The 14196-nt window shown below is 68.2% G+C and carries 14 protein-coding genes; 6 read left to right on the top strand and 8 right to left on the bottom strand.

The window, feature by feature from the left end:
* Window positions 1–36: 36 nt before the first annotated feature.
* Complete coding sequence (locus tag C0V75_RS06085; protein WP_101920037.1) at window positions 37–234, bottom strand: hypothetical protein; 198 nt, start codon at window positions 232–234, stop codon at window positions 37–39.
* A 251-nt stretch (window positions 235–485) separates the two neighbouring features.
* On the opposite strand from C0V75_RS06085, the gene C0V75_RS06080 reads away from it, so the two are divergent.
* Window positions 486–1145 (top strand): transglycosylase SLT domain-containing protein, encoded by a 660-nt coding sequence (locus tag C0V75_RS06080; protein ID WP_101920036.1) that lies wholly within the window; start codon window positions 486–488, stop codon window positions 1143–1145.
* An 82-nt stretch (window positions 1146–1227) separates the two neighbouring features.
* Here C0V75_RS06080 and pepN read toward each other — a convergent pair whose 3' ends face one another.
* Window positions 1228–3786 carry an aminopeptidase N gene (pepN, locus tag C0V75_RS06075; RefSeq protein WP_101920035.1) on the bottom strand — a complete coding sequence of 853 codons (2559 nt, stop codon included), beginning with the start codon at window positions 3784–3786 and terminating at the stop codon, window positions 1228–1230.
* A 59-nt stretch (window positions 3787–3845) separates the two neighbouring features.
* Window positions 3846–5930: a sensor histidine kinase gene (locus C0V75_RS06070; RefSeq protein WP_101920034.1), complete on the bottom strand. Its 2085-nt coding sequence runs from the start codon at window positions 5928–5930 to the stop codon at window positions 3846–3848.
* 300 nt (window positions 5931–6230) lie between these two features.
* On the opposite strand from C0V75_RS06070, the gene C0V75_RS06065 reads away from it, so the two are divergent.
* The 3 genes from C0V75_RS06065 to C0V75_RS06055 are packed head-to-tail and all read left to right on the top strand — an operon-like array spanning window position 6231 to window position 8406.
* On the top strand, window positions 6231–7745 hold the full coding sequence (locus tag C0V75_RS06065) for an FAD-binding domain-containing protein (RefSeq protein WP_101920033.1): 1515 nt from the start codon (window positions 6231–6233) through the stop codon (window positions 7743–7745).
* Window positions 7745–7921 carry a DUF2256 domain-containing protein gene (locus tag C0V75_RS06060; RefSeq protein ID WP_173861045.1) on the top strand — a complete coding sequence of 59 codons (177 nt, stop codon included), beginning with the start codon at window positions 7745–7747 and terminating at the stop codon, window positions 7919–7921. Before C0V75_RS06065 ends, C0V75_RS06060 begins: the two co-directional genes overlap by 1 nt.
* Before the next feature lie 23 nt (window positions 7922–7944).
* Complete coding sequence (locus tag C0V75_RS06055) at window positions 7945–8406, top strand: transposase (protein ID WP_158241789.1); 462 nt, start codon at window positions 7945–7947, stop codon at window positions 8404–8406.
* A gap of 66 nt (window positions 8407–8472) precedes the next feature.
* Here the strand turns inward: C0V75_RS06055 and C0V75_RS06050 are convergent, their stop codons facing one another.
* The 3 genes from C0V75_RS06050 to C0V75_RS06040 are packed head-to-tail and all read right to left on the bottom strand — an operon-like array spanning window position 8473 to window position 10165.
* The gene (locus C0V75_RS06050) at window positions 8473–9342 is read right to left on the bottom strand and encodes an SRPBCC domain-containing protein (protein ID WP_101920031.1); all 870 of its coding nucleotides are present in this window, start codon (window positions 9340–9342) and stop codon (window positions 8473–8475) included.
* Window positions 9339–9827, bottom strand: a complete 489-nt coding sequence (locus tag C0V75_RS06045) for an SRPBCC family protein (RefSeq protein WP_101920030.1) — start codon at window positions 9825–9827, stop codon at window positions 9339–9341. The genes C0V75_RS06050 and C0V75_RS06045 overlap by 4 nt, the downstream gene beginning before the upstream one ends.
* Window positions 9824–10165 carry a helix-turn-helix transcriptional regulator gene (locus C0V75_RS06040; protein ID WP_173861044.1) on the bottom strand — a complete coding sequence of 114 codons (342 nt, stop codon included), beginning with the start codon at window positions 10163–10165 and terminating at the stop codon, window positions 9824–9826. Before C0V75_RS06040 ends, C0V75_RS06045 begins: the two co-directional genes overlap by 4 nt.
* Before the next feature lie 190 nt (window positions 10166–10355).
* Between C0V75_RS06040 and C0V75_RS06035 the strand changes: the two genes are divergently transcribed.
* Complete coding sequence (locus C0V75_RS06035; RefSeq protein WP_101920029.1) at window positions 10356–12506, top strand: malate synthase G; 2151 nt, start codon at window positions 10356–10358, stop codon at window positions 12504–12506.
* 258 nt (window positions 12507–12764) lie between these two features.
* Here C0V75_RS06035 and C0V75_RS06030 read toward each other — a convergent pair whose 3' ends face one another.
* The gene (locus C0V75_RS06030; protein WP_101920028.1) at window positions 12765–13016 is read right to left on the bottom strand and encodes a BolA family transcriptional regulator; all 252 of its coding nucleotides are present in this window, start codon (window positions 13014–13016) and stop codon (window positions 12765–12767) included.
* Between the two features lie 76 nt (window positions 13017–13092).
* Here C0V75_RS06030 and C0V75_RS06025 point away from each other — a divergent pair, with 76 nt between their 5' ends.
* Window positions 13093–13728, top strand: a complete 636-nt coding sequence (locus C0V75_RS06025; protein ID WP_101920027.1) for a J domain-containing protein — start codon at window positions 13093–13095, stop codon at window positions 13726–13728.
* Here the strand turns inward: C0V75_RS06025 and C0V75_RS06020 are convergent.
* A complete protein-coding gene (locus C0V75_RS06020) occupies window positions 13713–14186 on the bottom strand; it encodes a hypothetical protein (protein WP_101920026.1) in 474 nt (157 codons plus the stop codon). The genes C0V75_RS06025 and C0V75_RS06020 overlap by 16 nt on opposite strands.
* Window positions 14187–14196: the final 10 nt, after the last annotated feature.

The following is a 14196-nucleotide window of genomic DNA, read 5'->3' as shown; positions in this document are numbered from 1 at the left end:
CCGTCCTGTTTCCGGTTCGACGGCCTGTCTAGGGCGTCACGGGCCGGGCTTCAAGTCGCCTTGGGCCCGTCGCGCCGCCATTGCAGGCAAGGCCCGCGCCCGCCCCGACTCGGGGCCCTGCGGCATCAGGGCGGCGATGACCAGGATGAAGGGCAGAAGAAGGATGAAAAGCAGCAGGTTGAAAAACCTGCCGCACAGGTCGGCTGTCACCGACCGGGCAAGAATACGCGACATGGCAGTGTCACACCATTTACAGGGGCCCCGTCACAGCAGCGTTCAGGGGCCGTTACAAGTGATGGCAGAATTGCAGTCCAATTGTGGCAAAAGCGAGGCAGCCCATCGCCGGACAGGCGCCCTCCGCCCCGAAAAGGCGGTTTTCTGCCGATGATCTGTGGAAACAATTCGTTTCCGTGGACAGGCGCGGCAGCGATTGATCAAAGGCAGAGGTCGCGCATGGGGGCGCGTCGCTGCCGCTACGGAACCTGATGAGACTGAGTCACGCCTTTCCGGCCCTGTGCCTTGCTGCCGTCACGCTGACCGCCTGCGTCAAGCCCGAGGGCGAGACCAGCCTCTCCACCAGCGGCCAGATGCCGCCGATGCAATGGGATGTGCGGCCCGAAGGGCGGGAATGGACGCAGGATACGCTGGTGGCGCTGGCACAGCATGACACGGTTCTCGCCTCGTCCGTCCCCGCCGATGTCCAGAGCTGGTGCCCCGGCTATGCCGAAGCCTCGCTGACCGACCGCCGCGCCTTCTGGGCGGGACTGATGTCCGCCGTGGCGCGCTATGAATCCACCTGGAACCCGCAGGCCGCGGGCGGTGGCGGGCGCTATATCGGCATCATGCAGATCTCGCCGGTTTCGGCGGATTATCACCAATGCGAGGCCGATACGGTATCCGAACTGAAGGACGGTTCGGAAAACCTGGAATGCGCGGCGCAGATGATGGCCAAGGCCGTGGCGCGCGACGGTCTGGTGGTGGGCGGCGGCAATCGCGGCATCGGGCGCGACTGGATGCCCTTCCGCGACGCCGAAAAACGCGCCGCCATGGCGGAATGGACCCGGGCGCAGCCCTATTGCCAGGTCCAGGACGGCGGCGGCCTCTTCACCCCGCGCCAGAGCACCACGGTTTCGACGAAGGGCTGACGGCCTATCCCGCAAGGCGCACCGGACACTTTCCGGGCGCGTTGGGCTTTACAGGAGGTGCCCGATCATGCCCGGCACCGGGTCACTCCCCCCGCATCCGCCCCACCATCTCGCCCAGATCGCGGCTCAGGCCCGGCGCGGCTGCCATGCGCGCCAGTTCCGCCTGCACCATCCCCTGCCGGTCGGCATCATAGCGCGGCCAGGTGTCAAAGGCGGTGGACATGCGCGCCGCCGTCTGCGGGTTCAACGGATCAAGCTTCAGCAGCCAGTCCGCCACCAGCCGATACCCCGCCCCCGAGGCGTGGTGGAACCCGGCATGATTGGCCGACAGCGCCCCGATCACCGCCCGGAACCGGTTGGGGTTCTTCCAGTCGAAATCGGGGTGCCGCGTCAGGCCTTCCGTCACCGCGACCGCCCGGTCGGGATGGGCATAGGCGATCTGGAGCGCGAACCACTTGTCCATCACGTTGCGGTCCTTGGCCCAGCGCGCCTCGAAGAGGCGCAATTCCTCCTGCCCCGCGCCGATGTCGAGAAGCGCAACCAGCGCCCCCACCTCTTCCGTCATGTTGTTGGCCGCCGCATAGGCGGCCCGCGCCGCCTTGCCGCCATCAAGGCGCGTCAGAAGGTTCAGTGCCGCGATCCGCAAGGCCCGCCGCCCCGCCGCCCGTGCATCCGGCGTGAAAGGCCCCGGCTCCGCCAGCGTCTCGATCAGCCCCGGCAATTGCGGGCCAAGACGGCGCGCCAGCGCCTCGGCCATCCGCCGGCGTTCGGCCCAGAGCCGCGCGGGATCGGGCGCCACGCCCGCAGCGTGCAGCGTCGCTGCCATGTCATCCTCGCCCGGCAGGCGCAGCGCCAGCGCGCGGAAGGCAGGGTCCAGCGTTTCGTCAAAGGTCACACGGGCGATGGCATCCAGCCAGTCCGGCCCCGGCGCCGCGCCCTCCGTCACCATCCGGGCCAGCAGGTCCTTGGCCAGCGCCCGCCCCGCCTCCCATTTGTTGAAAGGGTCGGTGTCATGGGCCAGAAGGAAGGCGCGTTCCTCGGGGGAAACCTCGCGCTCCAGCACCACGGGGGCGGAAAAGCCGCGCAGGATCGACGGCACGGGTCGCGTCGCGGCGGGAAAGCGGAAGCTCTGCCGTCCTTCCGTCAGTTCCAGCATCGTCGTCGGCAGCACCTCGTCGCCATTGGGGTTCAGCAACCCCACGGCAATCGGGATGACCTTCGCGCCCTTCTCGGGTTGCCCCGGCGTGGGCGGGTTCTCCTGCTCGAAGGTCAGGGAATAGGTCGCGCCATCCCATTCCTCCCAGACCTTCACCCTTGGCGTCCCTGCCTCGGTGTACCAGCGCTTGAACTGCGTCAGATCGCGGCCCGTGGCATCCTGAAACACCGTCAGCCAATCCTCGATCGTCGCCGCCTGCCCGTCATGGCGGGTGAAATAGAGGTCGAGCGCCTTGGCATAGCCCTCCTCCCCCACCAGACGTTTCAGCATCCCGATGACTTCGGCGCCCTTCTCATAGATGGTCGCGGTGTAGAAATTGTTGATCTCGACATAGCTGTCGGGCCGCACCGGATGCGCCAGCGGCCCGCCATCCTCGCGGAACTGCCGCGCGCGCAGCAGAAGCACATCCTCGATCCGCTTCACCGCATGGGACCGCATGTCGCCGCTGAACTGCTGATCGCGGAAAACGGTCAGCCCTTCTTTCAGGCAAAGCTGGAACCAATCGCGGCAGGTGATGCGGTTGCCCGTCCAGTTGTGGAAGTACTCATGCGCGATGATCGCCTCGATCCGGGCGAAATCGTCATCCGTCGCGGTTTCCGGGCTGGCCAGCACGAATTTGGAGTTGAAGATGTTCAGCCCCTTGTTCTCCATCGCGCCCATGTTGAAATCATCCACGGCGACGATGTTGAACACGTCCAGATCATATTCGCGGCCATAGACCTCTTCATCCCAGCGCATCGACCGGATCAGACTGTCCATCGCATAGGCACAGCGGTCCTGATCGCCCGGACGCACCCAGATGTTCAGCGCGACATCCCGCCCGGATGCGGTGCGGAAGGGCGCGGAATGGGCGACAAGCTCCCCCGCCACCAGCGCGAAAAGATAGGCGGGCTTCGGCCAGGGATCGACCCATTCCGCCCATCCCTTGCCCTGCCCCGCCGGATTGCCGTTGGACAGAAGGACCGGCAGATCGGACTCGATCCGCACCCGGAACGGGGCCATCACATCGGGCCGGTCGGGATAGAAGGTGATCTTGCGGAACCCCTCCGCCTCGCATTGCGTGCAATACATGCCGCGCGACATGTAAAGGCCTTCCAGCGCCGTGTTCCCCTCGGGGTCGATCTCCACCTCGGTTTCCAGCGTGAAGGGCCCGTCGGGCAGCAGCGCGGCGGGGATCGTCAGCCCCGTATCATCGGGCGCGCAGTCCAGCGCCGCCCCGTTCAGCCGCAGGGACAGAAGCCGCAGGTTTTCCCCATCCAGCCGCAGGCCATGCCGGCCGGGGCGCGCCGGATTGGGCGCAAGGCGCAAGCTGGCCGCCACCCGCGTGGCCCTTGGGGCAAGGTGGAAGACCAGCGCCACCTCCTCCACCCGATGCGTGAAGGGCAGGTAGTCGGACAGATGGATGGCGCGGGGTTCGGCGGTCATGGGGGCACTCCTTTGGCAGGAAAGCTATGGACCGCGCCGCGTGAAGGCAAGCGGCCCGCTCAGGCCAGCGGCACCCGCAGGGTGAAGGTGCTGCCCTGCCCTTCATGGCTTTCATAGCTGATGCTGCTGCCCGTCAGATCGGCCAGACGGCGGCAGATCGCCAGCCCGATGCCAGTGCCGGAGATTGTGCCATTCTCATGCCCCAGCCTGTCAAAGGGCGTGAACAGCCGCGCCTGCCGGTCGGGCGGGATGCCGATGCCCGTATCCTGCACCCGGATCGCCAGACGCCCCGGCTCTTGCCGGAAGGACAGGGTCACCGACCCGCCGGCGCGGTTGTACTTCACCCCGTTCGACACGAGATGCGTCAGGATGCGCAGCAGGATCTCGGGATCGGCCATCGCCTGGGGAAGCGGGGTCTCCGGCATTTCCACCGACAGCGTCACGTCATGCGACCGCAGGCCGGGCCGCGCGGCCTCTACCGCCTGCTGGGCCAGCGGGATGATCTGGATGGGCTGGCGGTTGTTGCGCACCTCGCCGCGTTCGATGCGGCTCAGTTCGATCACCCCTTCCACCAGTTGCAGCAATTGCCAGCCGGCATCCGAAATGGCCTGCACCTGCCGCCCCGCCTCGGGCGGCAGAGGATGGGCGGGATCGTTCTTCAACAGTTCGGAAAAACCGAGGATCGCATTCAGCGGCGTGCGCAATTCATGGCTCATGGCCGACAGGAAATTCGCCTTGGCCGCATTGGCCGCCTGCAACCGCGTGCCCATGTTCACAAGGTGATCGCCCACCGCCTGCAATTCGGCCACGCCATAGCGGTGATCGGCCGCCACCGTGCCGCCTTCGGTGATCCGCGCCATGTTCCCCTCGATCTCGGCCAGAGGCTGCGCCACGCGGGCCGACATGGCGATGGACCGCCGCCAGAGGAACAGGAAGAAGATGCCGTAGAACAGGATCAGGATGCCCAGCATCGCCCAGGAGACGAAGGTCAGTTCATCGCGCAGCGTGGTCGCCGCGGCCAGCAGGCTCTCTTCGCTGGTCAGCACCATCAGCTTCCATTGCGGCCCCGCGATGGTGGCCCAGGCCGCCATCATCGGGCGGCCCAGATCGACCCGCGCATCCCCCTCCGGCGCCGATTGCAGCGCCTGCGCCAGATCGAACAGTTCCGCCCGGCGATAGATGTTGAAGCTGTCGGGCTTGAACGTGTCCTGAAGGATCGCCTCCTCATAGCTGTGTTCCAGCAGCGCGCTCACCCCCAGATCGCCCTCCGCCTCGGGCGGCAGGGCGAGGATCGTGCCGTCGCGGCTGACAAGGATCGCATAGCCATCGCCCTTGAAGTCGATGTCCAGCACCTGATCGACAATGGCCTTCGTGGTGATGTCCAGCCCCACCACGGCATCCAGCCGGTCCGGATCATCCGCGCCATAGACCGGCGCGATGGCCGAAACCATCCAGCCCGCCCCGGCCGGATCGACATAGGCATCGGTCCAGACCACCCCGCGTCCGGGGTTATGCACGGCATCCGCCTCATAATAGAAATTGTAGCTCGGGATATCCATCCGGGGCGGATAGATGGCCAGCACGTCAAACCACGGATAGATGCGGTTCAGCGAATCCGAGGTGTTGACGTAAAGCTGCGCGATCAGCGGGTCGGCAGCGCGGATCGACTTCATCACCGGGTCCAGCCGCAGCGTGCGCCAGACCTTGTCCTCCTGCACCGGGCCGACCGGCACGACCCCACTGACGAAGACGGCCGATCCGCCCCGGTCGGTCTTGCTGTGAAACACCCCCTCCGGCGAAAGGGCATGGTTCGCCCGTTCCGCCTCCGGCACCTCGGGCGCAGGCAGGGCCAGCGCCCGCCCCGTCTCCTCGGCATAGACGCCGGTCAGCGCCGCGATCGTCTCCAGCCGCCGCGCGATCACATCCGCCTCGCGCAGCGCCGCATCGCCCAGCGCGGCAGTGGAAATCTCGGTGATCGCGCCCGCGCTGCGGTCATAGACGACGCGGCTCGTGCCCCAGTAGAGCGCCACGAAGGTCAGTTCGATCAGCAGAAGCGGCACCAGCGCCGCCCGCAGATAGGACCGCCACAGCCACGCCTTCAGCGGCGGCGGGCCTTTCGCGGCGGTCTCGGCGGCACGGTTCATGGATGAAGGCCCAGGGGAGACGTCCCCCTCCGTCAGGATGTATCGGCAGGATGCCGTAATCCCGTGCCATGGCGAAGCAATGTGTGGCAACCCCGGCGAAGGATAGGGGCCACCCATCCGAAAGGATGGGTCCGAAAGGACACAGCCCGCAGCCGCGCCGCGCCCTCCGCCCTGGCGGAAGGCGCGCGCCGCACAGGAAAGAGGCGCTCAGGGTGCAGGGACCGGGCAGCCCAGAGGCCGCCTCCCGGAGCCGCGTGGCGGGGCTTTACGAATCCCCCGCGATGGCTAGATTGATGTTCCATGAATGTTCTCGTCTGGTTCAAGCGCGACCTGCGCCCGCATGACCACCCCGCCCTCGCCCGCGCGGCGGGGTTGGGGGCGGTCATGCCGCTCTACATCGTGGAACCGGAGTACTGGCACCTGCCCGACACCTCCGCCCGCCAATGGGCCTTCACCGCCGAGGCGCTGGCCGATCTGCGCGAGGGTCTTGGGGCGCTGGGCGCGCCGCTGATCCTGCGGGTGGGCGAGGCGGTTTCGGTGCTGGACCGGCTCTGCCGCCAGCACCACATCGCCCGCATCCTCAGCCATGAAGAGACGGGCAATCTCTGGACCTATGCCCGTGACCGGCGCGTGGCGGCATGGGCGCGCGGGGCGGGGGTGATCTGGGAGGAATTGCCGCAGCAGGGCGTCATCCGCCGCCTCGGCAGCCGCAACGGCTGGGCCGGCCAGCGTGACGCATTCGTGGGCGGCCCGCAGGTCGCCGCGCCCGCGGCGCTGCGGGCCGTGCCGGGGGTGGAACCTGGGGCGATTCCCTCGGCCCGCGCGCTGCGCCTGGCCGATGACCCCTGCGCGCATCGTCAGGCGGGGGGACGCCAGCACGGGCTGGCGCTTCTCGACAGTTTCCTCACCCAACGGGGCGAACCCTATCGCGCGGCCATGTCCTCGCCCCTCACCGGCGAACGCGCCTGTTCGCGGCTGTCGGCCCATCTGGCGCTGGGGACGCTTTCCTCACGCGAGGTGGTGCAGGCCGCCGCCGCCCGCGCCGCCGAACGCCCCGGCGGGCGCTGGCCCGGCGCGCTGGCCTCGTTCCAGTCCCGCATGGCCTGGCGCGACCATTTCATCCAGAAGCTGGAAAGCGAACCGCGGATCGAGATCCGCGCCCTCCACCGCGCCGCCGATCAGCTCCGCCCCCTTGCCCCGGATGCCGCGCGCCTTGCGGCATGGGAGGCGGGGGAAACCGGCCTGCCCTTCCTCGATGCCTGCATGCGCTATCTGCGCGCGACAGGATGGCTGAATTTCCGGATGCGCAGCATGGTGATGGCGGTGGCCTCCTATCACCTCTGGCTTGACTGGCGGGCGACGGGCGCGGTGCTCGCCCGCCGCTTCACCGATTATGAACCGGGCATCCACTGGCCGCAGGTGCAGATGCAGGCGGGGGTGACGGGGATCAACACGATCCGCATCTACAACCCCGTGAAACAGGGCCATGACCAGGACCCGACCGGGGCCTTCACCCGCCGCTGGGTGCCGGAACTGGCCGCCGTCCCCGATCCCTTCCTGCAAGAGCCGTGGAAATGGCCCGGCGCCCGCGCCGTGCTGGGGCGGCTTTACCCCGAACCCATCGTCGATGTCGCCGCCGCCGCCCGCGCCGCGCGCGAGGCCTGCTGGGGCCTGCGCAAGGAACGCGGCTTCCGCGAAGAGGTGGCCGAGGTGATCGAACGCCATGCCAGCCGCGCCGATCCCCGCTTCGTCAATGACCGCAGCCCCCGGCCCCGCCGCCGCGCGGATGCGGCGCAGATGAGCCTCGACCTCTGATGGCGAAGATGCGCAAGAAGGGCGATCTGCCCGAAAAGACCTGCGCCACCTGCGGGCGGCCCTTCGCCTGGCGGAAGAAATGGGAAAAGGTCTGGGACGAGGTGCGCTATTGCTCCGACCGCTGCCGGGCCGAGCGGAAATCCGGCGCGGGCCAGACGGCGGAAAGAAAGCCTTAACCCCGACCTGCGAGCCTGGCGGGATGACCGCCTATCGCCGCCTGCGCCTCCCCGGGGGGACCTATGCCTTCACCCTCTGCCTTGAGGCGCGGGGCAGTTCCCTGCTGACCGACCGGATCGACCTGCTGCGCCTCGCCTGGCGGGATGCCTTCCGCGATTTCCCCGCCACGGTGCAGGCCGTGGTGATCCTGCCCGACCATCTGCATGTCGTGCTGACCGAGGCGGAGGGAAGCGTGCAGTTCTCCGAACGCTGGCAGCGGATGAAGGGCCGTTTCAGCCATGCCATCAGAGACCGCAGCGCGGTCCGCCCCAGCCTTGCCCGCAGGCGCGAGGCGGGCATCTGGCAGCGGCGGTTCTGGGAACATGCCCTGCGCTCGCCCGATGCGGTGGCCGAGGCCGTGGCCTATTGCCGGACCGACCCGGTCCGCCACGGGCTGGTGCGCGATCCGGCCGACTGGCCCTATCTGACGATCCGGCATCCGTAGGATGGGCGATACCGCCCATCCTACCCGACCGACCTTTCAACAGTAGGATGGGCAATCCTGCCCATCCTACCCAGCCACCACCACCGCCAGCTTCCCCAGCGTCTGCAAGCCCAGCGCCTCGGCCCCGAAACCCTTCGCCCCCTGCCAGGCCTCGACCGTATCGAACACCATCCCCAGCGTGACCTCCGTCCCGCCCTCCACCGGCGCGAACATCGCCCAGGCGTCGGCATGTTTCGGCCCGCCCTCCCCCGCATGCAGCGCATAGTCGATCCGCGACCCCGGCAGCACCGCGCCATAGCGGTGATGGTTCGGCCAGACCGTCCCGTCCGGCCCGATCATGTCGAAGACCCACTCGCCCCCCGCCCGCAGGTCGATCCGCGCCGTGCGGCAGGAAAACCCCTCCGGCCCCCACCAGCGCGGCAGGCTCTCGGCATTCCACCACGCCCCCCAGACCGCCGCCACCGGCGCGGCGATCACGCGCCGGATCACCATCATCCGCCCCGCCACCTGCGCCAGATTCCCGACCCCCGCATCGAACCCCGCGCGATAGCCCGCCGCCATCCCCCCCGACAGATCGGCAAGCTGCACCGTGACCTCGATCCGCGCCCCCTCGCCCTCCGCCGCCACCTCCGCCGTCACCAGCGCCGCCGACAGCGTCACCCCCGCGCGCGAGATCACCTCGGAATTCACCGCGCGCCGTCCCGGTTCCAGCACCAGCCAGCCCACCTCGCAGCGGATATCCGCCTCGCCCGTCACATGACAAAGCGACACTTCCCGCCCGCCTTCGCGGCTGTCGGCCTCCAGAAACTCCACCACCACCTCCGGCGACGGGGCCGCCCAGAGCGCCCGCGCCGCAGGGGCCGTCCAGCCCTGCCAGAGCGTCCCGGCCGGCGCCGCGACCGACCGGGAAAAGCTCAGCGTGGCGAAACCGCTCATCGCGCGAGGCCCTGCGCATAGGCCTCCAGTTGCGTCGCCACCGTCCCCCAGCCCTCCTGAAAGCCCATCTCGGCATGGGTCTTCGCCGTCTCGGCATTCCGGTGCCGCGCCACGGCGGTATAGCGCGTCCGCCCGCCGCCCAGATCCTCGAAGGTCACGATGGCGGTCATGAAAGGCTCCGCCGCCGGTTTCCACCCCTCGGTATAGGTATCGGTGAAGACCAGCCGCTCCTGCGGGACCACTTCCAGATAGACGCCCCGGTTTTCCATCACATTCCCTTCCACATCGAAGGTCGTGTTGCAGGCCCCGCCCACGCGCAGATCCAGATGGCAGGCCGTCACCCGATGCGGGCGCGGCACGAACCAGTGGACCAGATGTTCGGGCTTGGTCCAGCAGTCCCAGATCACCGCCCGCGGCGCGGCAAGCTCGCGCACCAGAACCAGATCGAGCTCCGGATCGAACTCCGGCAGGTCTTCCGCTTTCATCTCTCGCGCTCCTTCATCAGCCGCGTCACGTAATCCTCCAGCCGGTCCAGCCGCGCCTCCCACAGGGCGCGCTGGGCCTGAAGCCAGTCCTGCATCGGCACCAGCGCCTCGGGGCGCAGCGCGCAAGACCGCACGCGCCCATCCTTCGCCGTGGCGATCAGCCCCGCCGCCTCCAGCACCGCCAGATGCCGCAGGATGGTGGGCAGGCGCAGCCCCGACGGCCCCGCCAGTTCCGTCACCGCCGCAGGCCCCTGCGCCAGACGCTCCAGCATCGCCCGCCGCGTCGGGTCGGACAGGGCGTGGAACAGGAGCGAGAGGTCAGGTTCATGCTTAGCCATATCGCTAACTATCACCCGCACCCGAGTCGCGGAAGCGAAAACTTAGCCAATTGGCAAACCATTCTCATTCCGCGCGAAAAGCTGAAGGTGATGTTCGGGATTTCCGGCAAATCCCCGCCCGCACGATGTTGCGACCGCTCCGCCGCCGGATATATTGTGTGCCATCGCATACCAAAGACGGGAGAGGCAGATGGAACGGCTGGAACGCCACGGCTTGCAGGTCGATGCCCGCATGGCGGCCTTCCTCGAAGACAAGGCCCTTCCCGGCACCGGCGTCACGGCCGATCGCTTCTGGAACGGGTTCGCCGCCGCCGTGGCGGAGCTCGGCCCCGTCAACCGCGCCCTGCTGGACACCCGCGCCCGGATGCAGGCGCAGATCGACGACTGGCACCGCGCCCGCAAGGGCCTGCCCCATGACGCCCAGGCCTATACCGCCTTCCTGCGCGAGATCGGCTATCTGCTGCCCGAAGGCCCCGATTTCACAATCCGCACCACTGGCACCGACCCCGAGATCGCCACCATGCCCGGCCCGCAACTCGTGGTCCCGGTGATGAACGCGCGCTATGCGCTCAACGCCGCCAATGCGCGCTGGGGGTCGCTCTACGATGCGCTTTACGGCACCGATGCGCTGGGCGATGCACCGCAGGGGAAGGAATATGATCCCGCCCGCGGCGCCCGCGTCATCGCCTGGGCCAAGGCCTTTCTCGATGATGTGGCCCCGCTGGCACAGGGCAGCCATGCCGATGTCACCCGCTATGCCGTGGTGGATGGCCAGCTTTCCCCCGCCCTCCGCGACCCGGCCCAATTCGCAGGCTTCCGCGGCCGCGCCCAGGCCCCTTCGGCGATCCTGCTGAAGAACAACGGCCTCCACCTCGTCCTGCGCATCGACCCCGGCCACCGCATCGGCGCCGACGATCCCGCAGGCCTGGCCGATATCCGGATGGAATCGGCGCTCTCGGCCATCATGGACCTGGAAGACAGCATCGCCGCCGTGGATGCCGAGGACAAGGTCGCCGCCTATGGCAACTGGCTGGGCCTGATGAAGGGTGATCTGGTCGAGATGGTCACCAAGGGCGACCAGACCCTCGAACGCCGCCTGCGCGACGATTATGCCTTCACCGCACCGGATGGCATGCCCCTCCTCTTGAAGGGCCGCGCGCTCATGCTGGTGCGCAATGTCGGCCATCTGATGACCAACCCCGCCATCCTCGATGCCGAGGGGCGCGAGGTCGGGGAAGGCCTGATGGATGCCTTCGTCACCACGCTCTGTGCGCTGCATGACCTGCAAAAGACCGATGGTCCGCGCAATTCGCTGCATGGCTCGGTCTATGTGGTGAAGCCCAAGATGCATGGGCCGGAAGAGGTGGCCTTCGCCTGCCGGATCTTCGACCGGGTCGAGGCGGCGCTGGGCCTTCCTCCTTTCACCGTCAAGCTCGGCATCATGGATGAGGAACGCCGCACCAGCGCGACCCTCAAGGAATGCATCCGCGCCGCCGCCGACCGCATCGCCTTCATCAATACCGGGTTCCTCGACCGCACCGGGGACGAGATCCATACCTCGATGGAGGCCGGCCCCATGATCCGCAAGGGCGACATGAAATCCGCCGCCTGGATCAGGGCCTATGAAGACCGCAATGTCGATATCGGCCTGGCCTGCGGGCTGAAGGGCCGCGCCCAGATCGGCAAGGGGATGTGGGCCATGCCCGACCGGATGGCCGCGATGCTGGAGGCGAAGATCGCCCATCCGCAGGCGGGCGCGACCTGTGCCTGGGTCCCCTCGCCCACCGCCGCCACGCTGCACGCCACCCATTACCACCGCGTCGATGTTCTGGCCCGTCAGGCAGAGATCGCCACTGCCGGCCCGCGCGGGCGGCTGGAAGACCTGCTCACCCTCCCCCTCGCCGAAGGCGTGAACTGGTCCGACGCCGACATCCGCGACGAGGTGGAAAACAACGCCCAGGGCATTCTCGGCTATGTCGTGCGCTGGGTGGATCAGGGCGTGGGCTGCTCCAAGGTGCCCGATATCCATGACATCGGTCTGATGGAAGACCGCGCCACCTGCCGCATCTCGGCCCAGGCCCTGGCCAATTGGCTGCATCACGGCGTGGTGTCAGAGGCGCAGGTCATGGCCGCCCTGCGCAAGATGGCCGCCGTGGTCGATCGCCAGAACGCCGCCGACCCCGCCTATCGCCCGATGGCCCCGGCCTTTGACGGCCCGGCCTTCAAGGCCGCCTGCGATCTGGTCCTTGCCGGCCGCGCGCAACCCTCGGGCTATACCGAACCCGTCCTGCACCGCCGCAGGCTGGAAGCGAAGGCCCGCGACCGCCTGCATCTCGTCTGACGCTTGCAAAGCGGCGCGGGCATGCGCCCGCATTCCTTTTGTCTCGCCTCCGCGCTGCCGCGCTCCGGCTTGGTGTTTTTTTGAGTATTTATGGCCAAGATGAAGACCCTGCCGCTTCATCTTGGCCCAAATACTCGCGGGGGGGCCGCCCGGAACGGGCGGTGGGGGCGGCAGCCCCCCATCGAGCCGAAGCGCGGCACGCGCGGAGGCGAGGGGAAAGGCTTGCGCAGCCCCCTGTTGGGGGCAAGCTCCGTTCAATCAGCCGATATCCAGCGCCAAGGCATGGATGCGGGTGTTCAGGTCCCCCAACGCCTTCTGCACGGCGCGGTGGCGGTCCAGCCGCCCCATCGGGCCGAAGGCGGCGGCGCGGATCCTCACCTTGAAATGGCTTTCCCCGGTCCCGTCATCCCCGGCATGGCCCGCATGGCGGTGGCTTTCATTCACCACTTCCAGCTCCGTCGGCTGAAAGGCCTGTGTCAGCCGTTCGATGATTTCGTCGCTCACGGCCATTTTTCGCTGCCCCCTCTTCTCTCTGCTGCGAGAACCCCTAAACTCTCGCCTCCGAGTCGGAAAGGCCTGCCCCAGAATGACCCAACGCCCCCCCTTCGAGTTCGATCTTCGCGTCTCCGCCGACAAGAAGCGCCGCAAGACCGGGCGCAGGGGCATGTCCGGCGCTTTCGAGACCTCGCAGAAACGCTGCGACTATCCGGGCTGCGCCGAACAGGGCGCCTATCGCGCCCCGAAATCGCCCGACCACCTCGATGAATATTTCTGGTTCTGCAAGGACCATGTCCGCGAATACAACCTGAAGTGGAACTTCTTCCAGGGCACCACCGATGAGGAATTCCAGAAGTTCCTCGAAAAAGACCGGCTCTGGGGCCGCGAGACGCAGCCCTTCGGCAAGAAGCCCGACGAGGGTCGCGCCTGGGCGCGGCTGGGCGTGGATGATCCCATGGCCATCCTGGGCGAAAAGGCCACGCTCAACCCCGCCAAGCCCAGCGGCGCCGCCACCCGCAAGCTGCCGCCGACCGAACGCAAGGCGCTGGAGATTCTCGACTGCCGCGACACCATGACCAAGGCCGAGATCCGCAAGCAGTACAAATCGCTGGTCAAGGACCTGCACCCCGACATGAACGGTGGCGACCGGTCCGACGAAGACCGCCTGCAAGAGGTGGTCTGGGCCTGGGATCAGATCAAGGACAGCCGCTACTTCCGCGACTGATCACCACCGCCGCGCCCCTGCCGCAGCGCCACCACCTGCGCGGCGGCGGCCCCGGCCAGCGCCGCCCCCCAGGACAGCGGCCAGCGCGGCACCTCGGCCAGAAGCGACAGCGCGCCCCCGCCAACCCCGCCCAGCAGCGGCAGCAGGACCGGCACCACCAGCCCCACCCCCACCAGCAGCCCTGCCGCCGCAATCCCGGCCCGCACCCATCCCGCAACACCCGCGCGCCCGAACTGCCCCGCCACGGCCCATCCCCCGGCAAGGGCCAGCGGCAGCGCCGCGGCAAAGGCCGGGGTGAAGATCGCCGCGGCCTCCGTATCCGCCCCAAGCTCGGCCCGGGCCAGCGTCGCGGCGGTAAAGAGGGTCAGGATCAGGCTGCGGATCAGGCGGTGCTTTGCGGTCATGCCCCCCAGATAAGGCCGCGCCCCGCCCTGCGCCAGCCCCGCAGACCGCGCCATATCGCCTGCA

Source organism: Tabrizicola sp. TH137, assembly GCF_002855575.1.
In the GTDB taxonomy this organism is placed as follows: Bacteria; Pseudomonadota; Alphaproteobacteria; order Rhodobacterales; family Rhodobacteraceae; genus Paragemmobacter.
The sequence above is the reverse complement of the archived record's forward strand: the minus strand, read 5'-3'. Positions and strand labels throughout refer to the sequence as shown.

What these genes read in the sequence shown, in the direction of transcription:
- C0V75_RS06085 (WP_101920037.1), bottom strand. Translation starts at nt 234, where the DNA reads ATGTCGCGTATTCTTGCCCGGTCGGTGACAGCCGACCTGTGCGGCAGG.
- C0V75_RS06080 (WP_101920036.1), top strand. Translation starts at nt 486, where the DNA reads ATGAGACTGAGTCACGCCTTTCCGGCCCTGTGCCTTGCTGCCGTCACG.
- pepN (WP_101920035.1), bottom strand. Translation starts at nt 3,786, where the DNA reads ATGACCGCCGAACCCCGCGCCATCCATCTGTCCGACTACCTGCCCTTC.
- C0V75_RS06070 (WP_101920034.1), bottom strand. Translation starts at nt 5,930, where the DNA reads ATGAACCGTGCCGCCGAGACCGCCGCGAAAGGCCCGCCGCCGCTGAAG.
- C0V75_RS06065 (WP_101920033.1), top strand. Translation starts at nt 6,231, where the DNA reads ATGAATGTTCTCGTCTGGTTCAAGCGCGACCTGCGCCCGCATGACCAC.
- C0V75_RS06060 (WP_173861045.1), top strand. Translation starts at nt 7,745, where the DNA reads ATGGCGAAGATGCGCAAGAAGGGCGATCTGCCCGAAAAGACCTGCGCC.
- C0V75_RS06055 (WP_158241789.1), top strand. Translation starts at nt 7,945, where the DNA reads ATGACCGCCTATCGCCGCCTGCGCCTCCCCGGGGGGACCTATGCCTTC.
- C0V75_RS06050 (WP_101920031.1), bottom strand. Translation starts at nt 9,342, where the DNA reads ATGAGCGGTTTCGCCACGCTGAGCTTTTCCCGGTCGGTCGCGGCGCCG.
- C0V75_RS06045 (WP_101920030.1), bottom strand. Translation starts at nt 9,827, where the DNA reads ATGAAAGCGGAAGACCTGCCGGAGTTCGATCCGGAGCTCGATCTGGTT.
- C0V75_RS06040 (WP_173861044.1), bottom strand. Translation starts at nt 10,165, where the DNA reads ATGGCTAAGCATGAACCTGACCTCTCGCTCCTGTTCCACGCCCTGTCC.
- C0V75_RS06035 (WP_101920029.1), top strand. Translation starts at nt 10,356, where the DNA reads ATGGAACGGCTGGAACGCCACGGCTTGCAGGTCGATGCCCGCATGGCG.
- C0V75_RS06030 (WP_101920028.1), bottom strand. Translation starts at nt 13,016, where the DNA reads ATGGCCGTGAGCGACGAAATCATCGAACGGCTGACACAGGCCTTTCAG.
- C0V75_RS06025 (WP_101920027.1), top strand. Translation starts at nt 13,093, where the DNA reads ATGACCCAACGCCCCCCCTTCGAGTTCGATCTTCGCGTCTCCGCCGAC.
- C0V75_RS06020 (WP_101920026.1), bottom strand. Translation starts at nt 14,186, where the DNA reads ATGGCGCGGTCTGCGGGGCTGGCGCAGGGCGGGGCGCGGCCTTATCTG.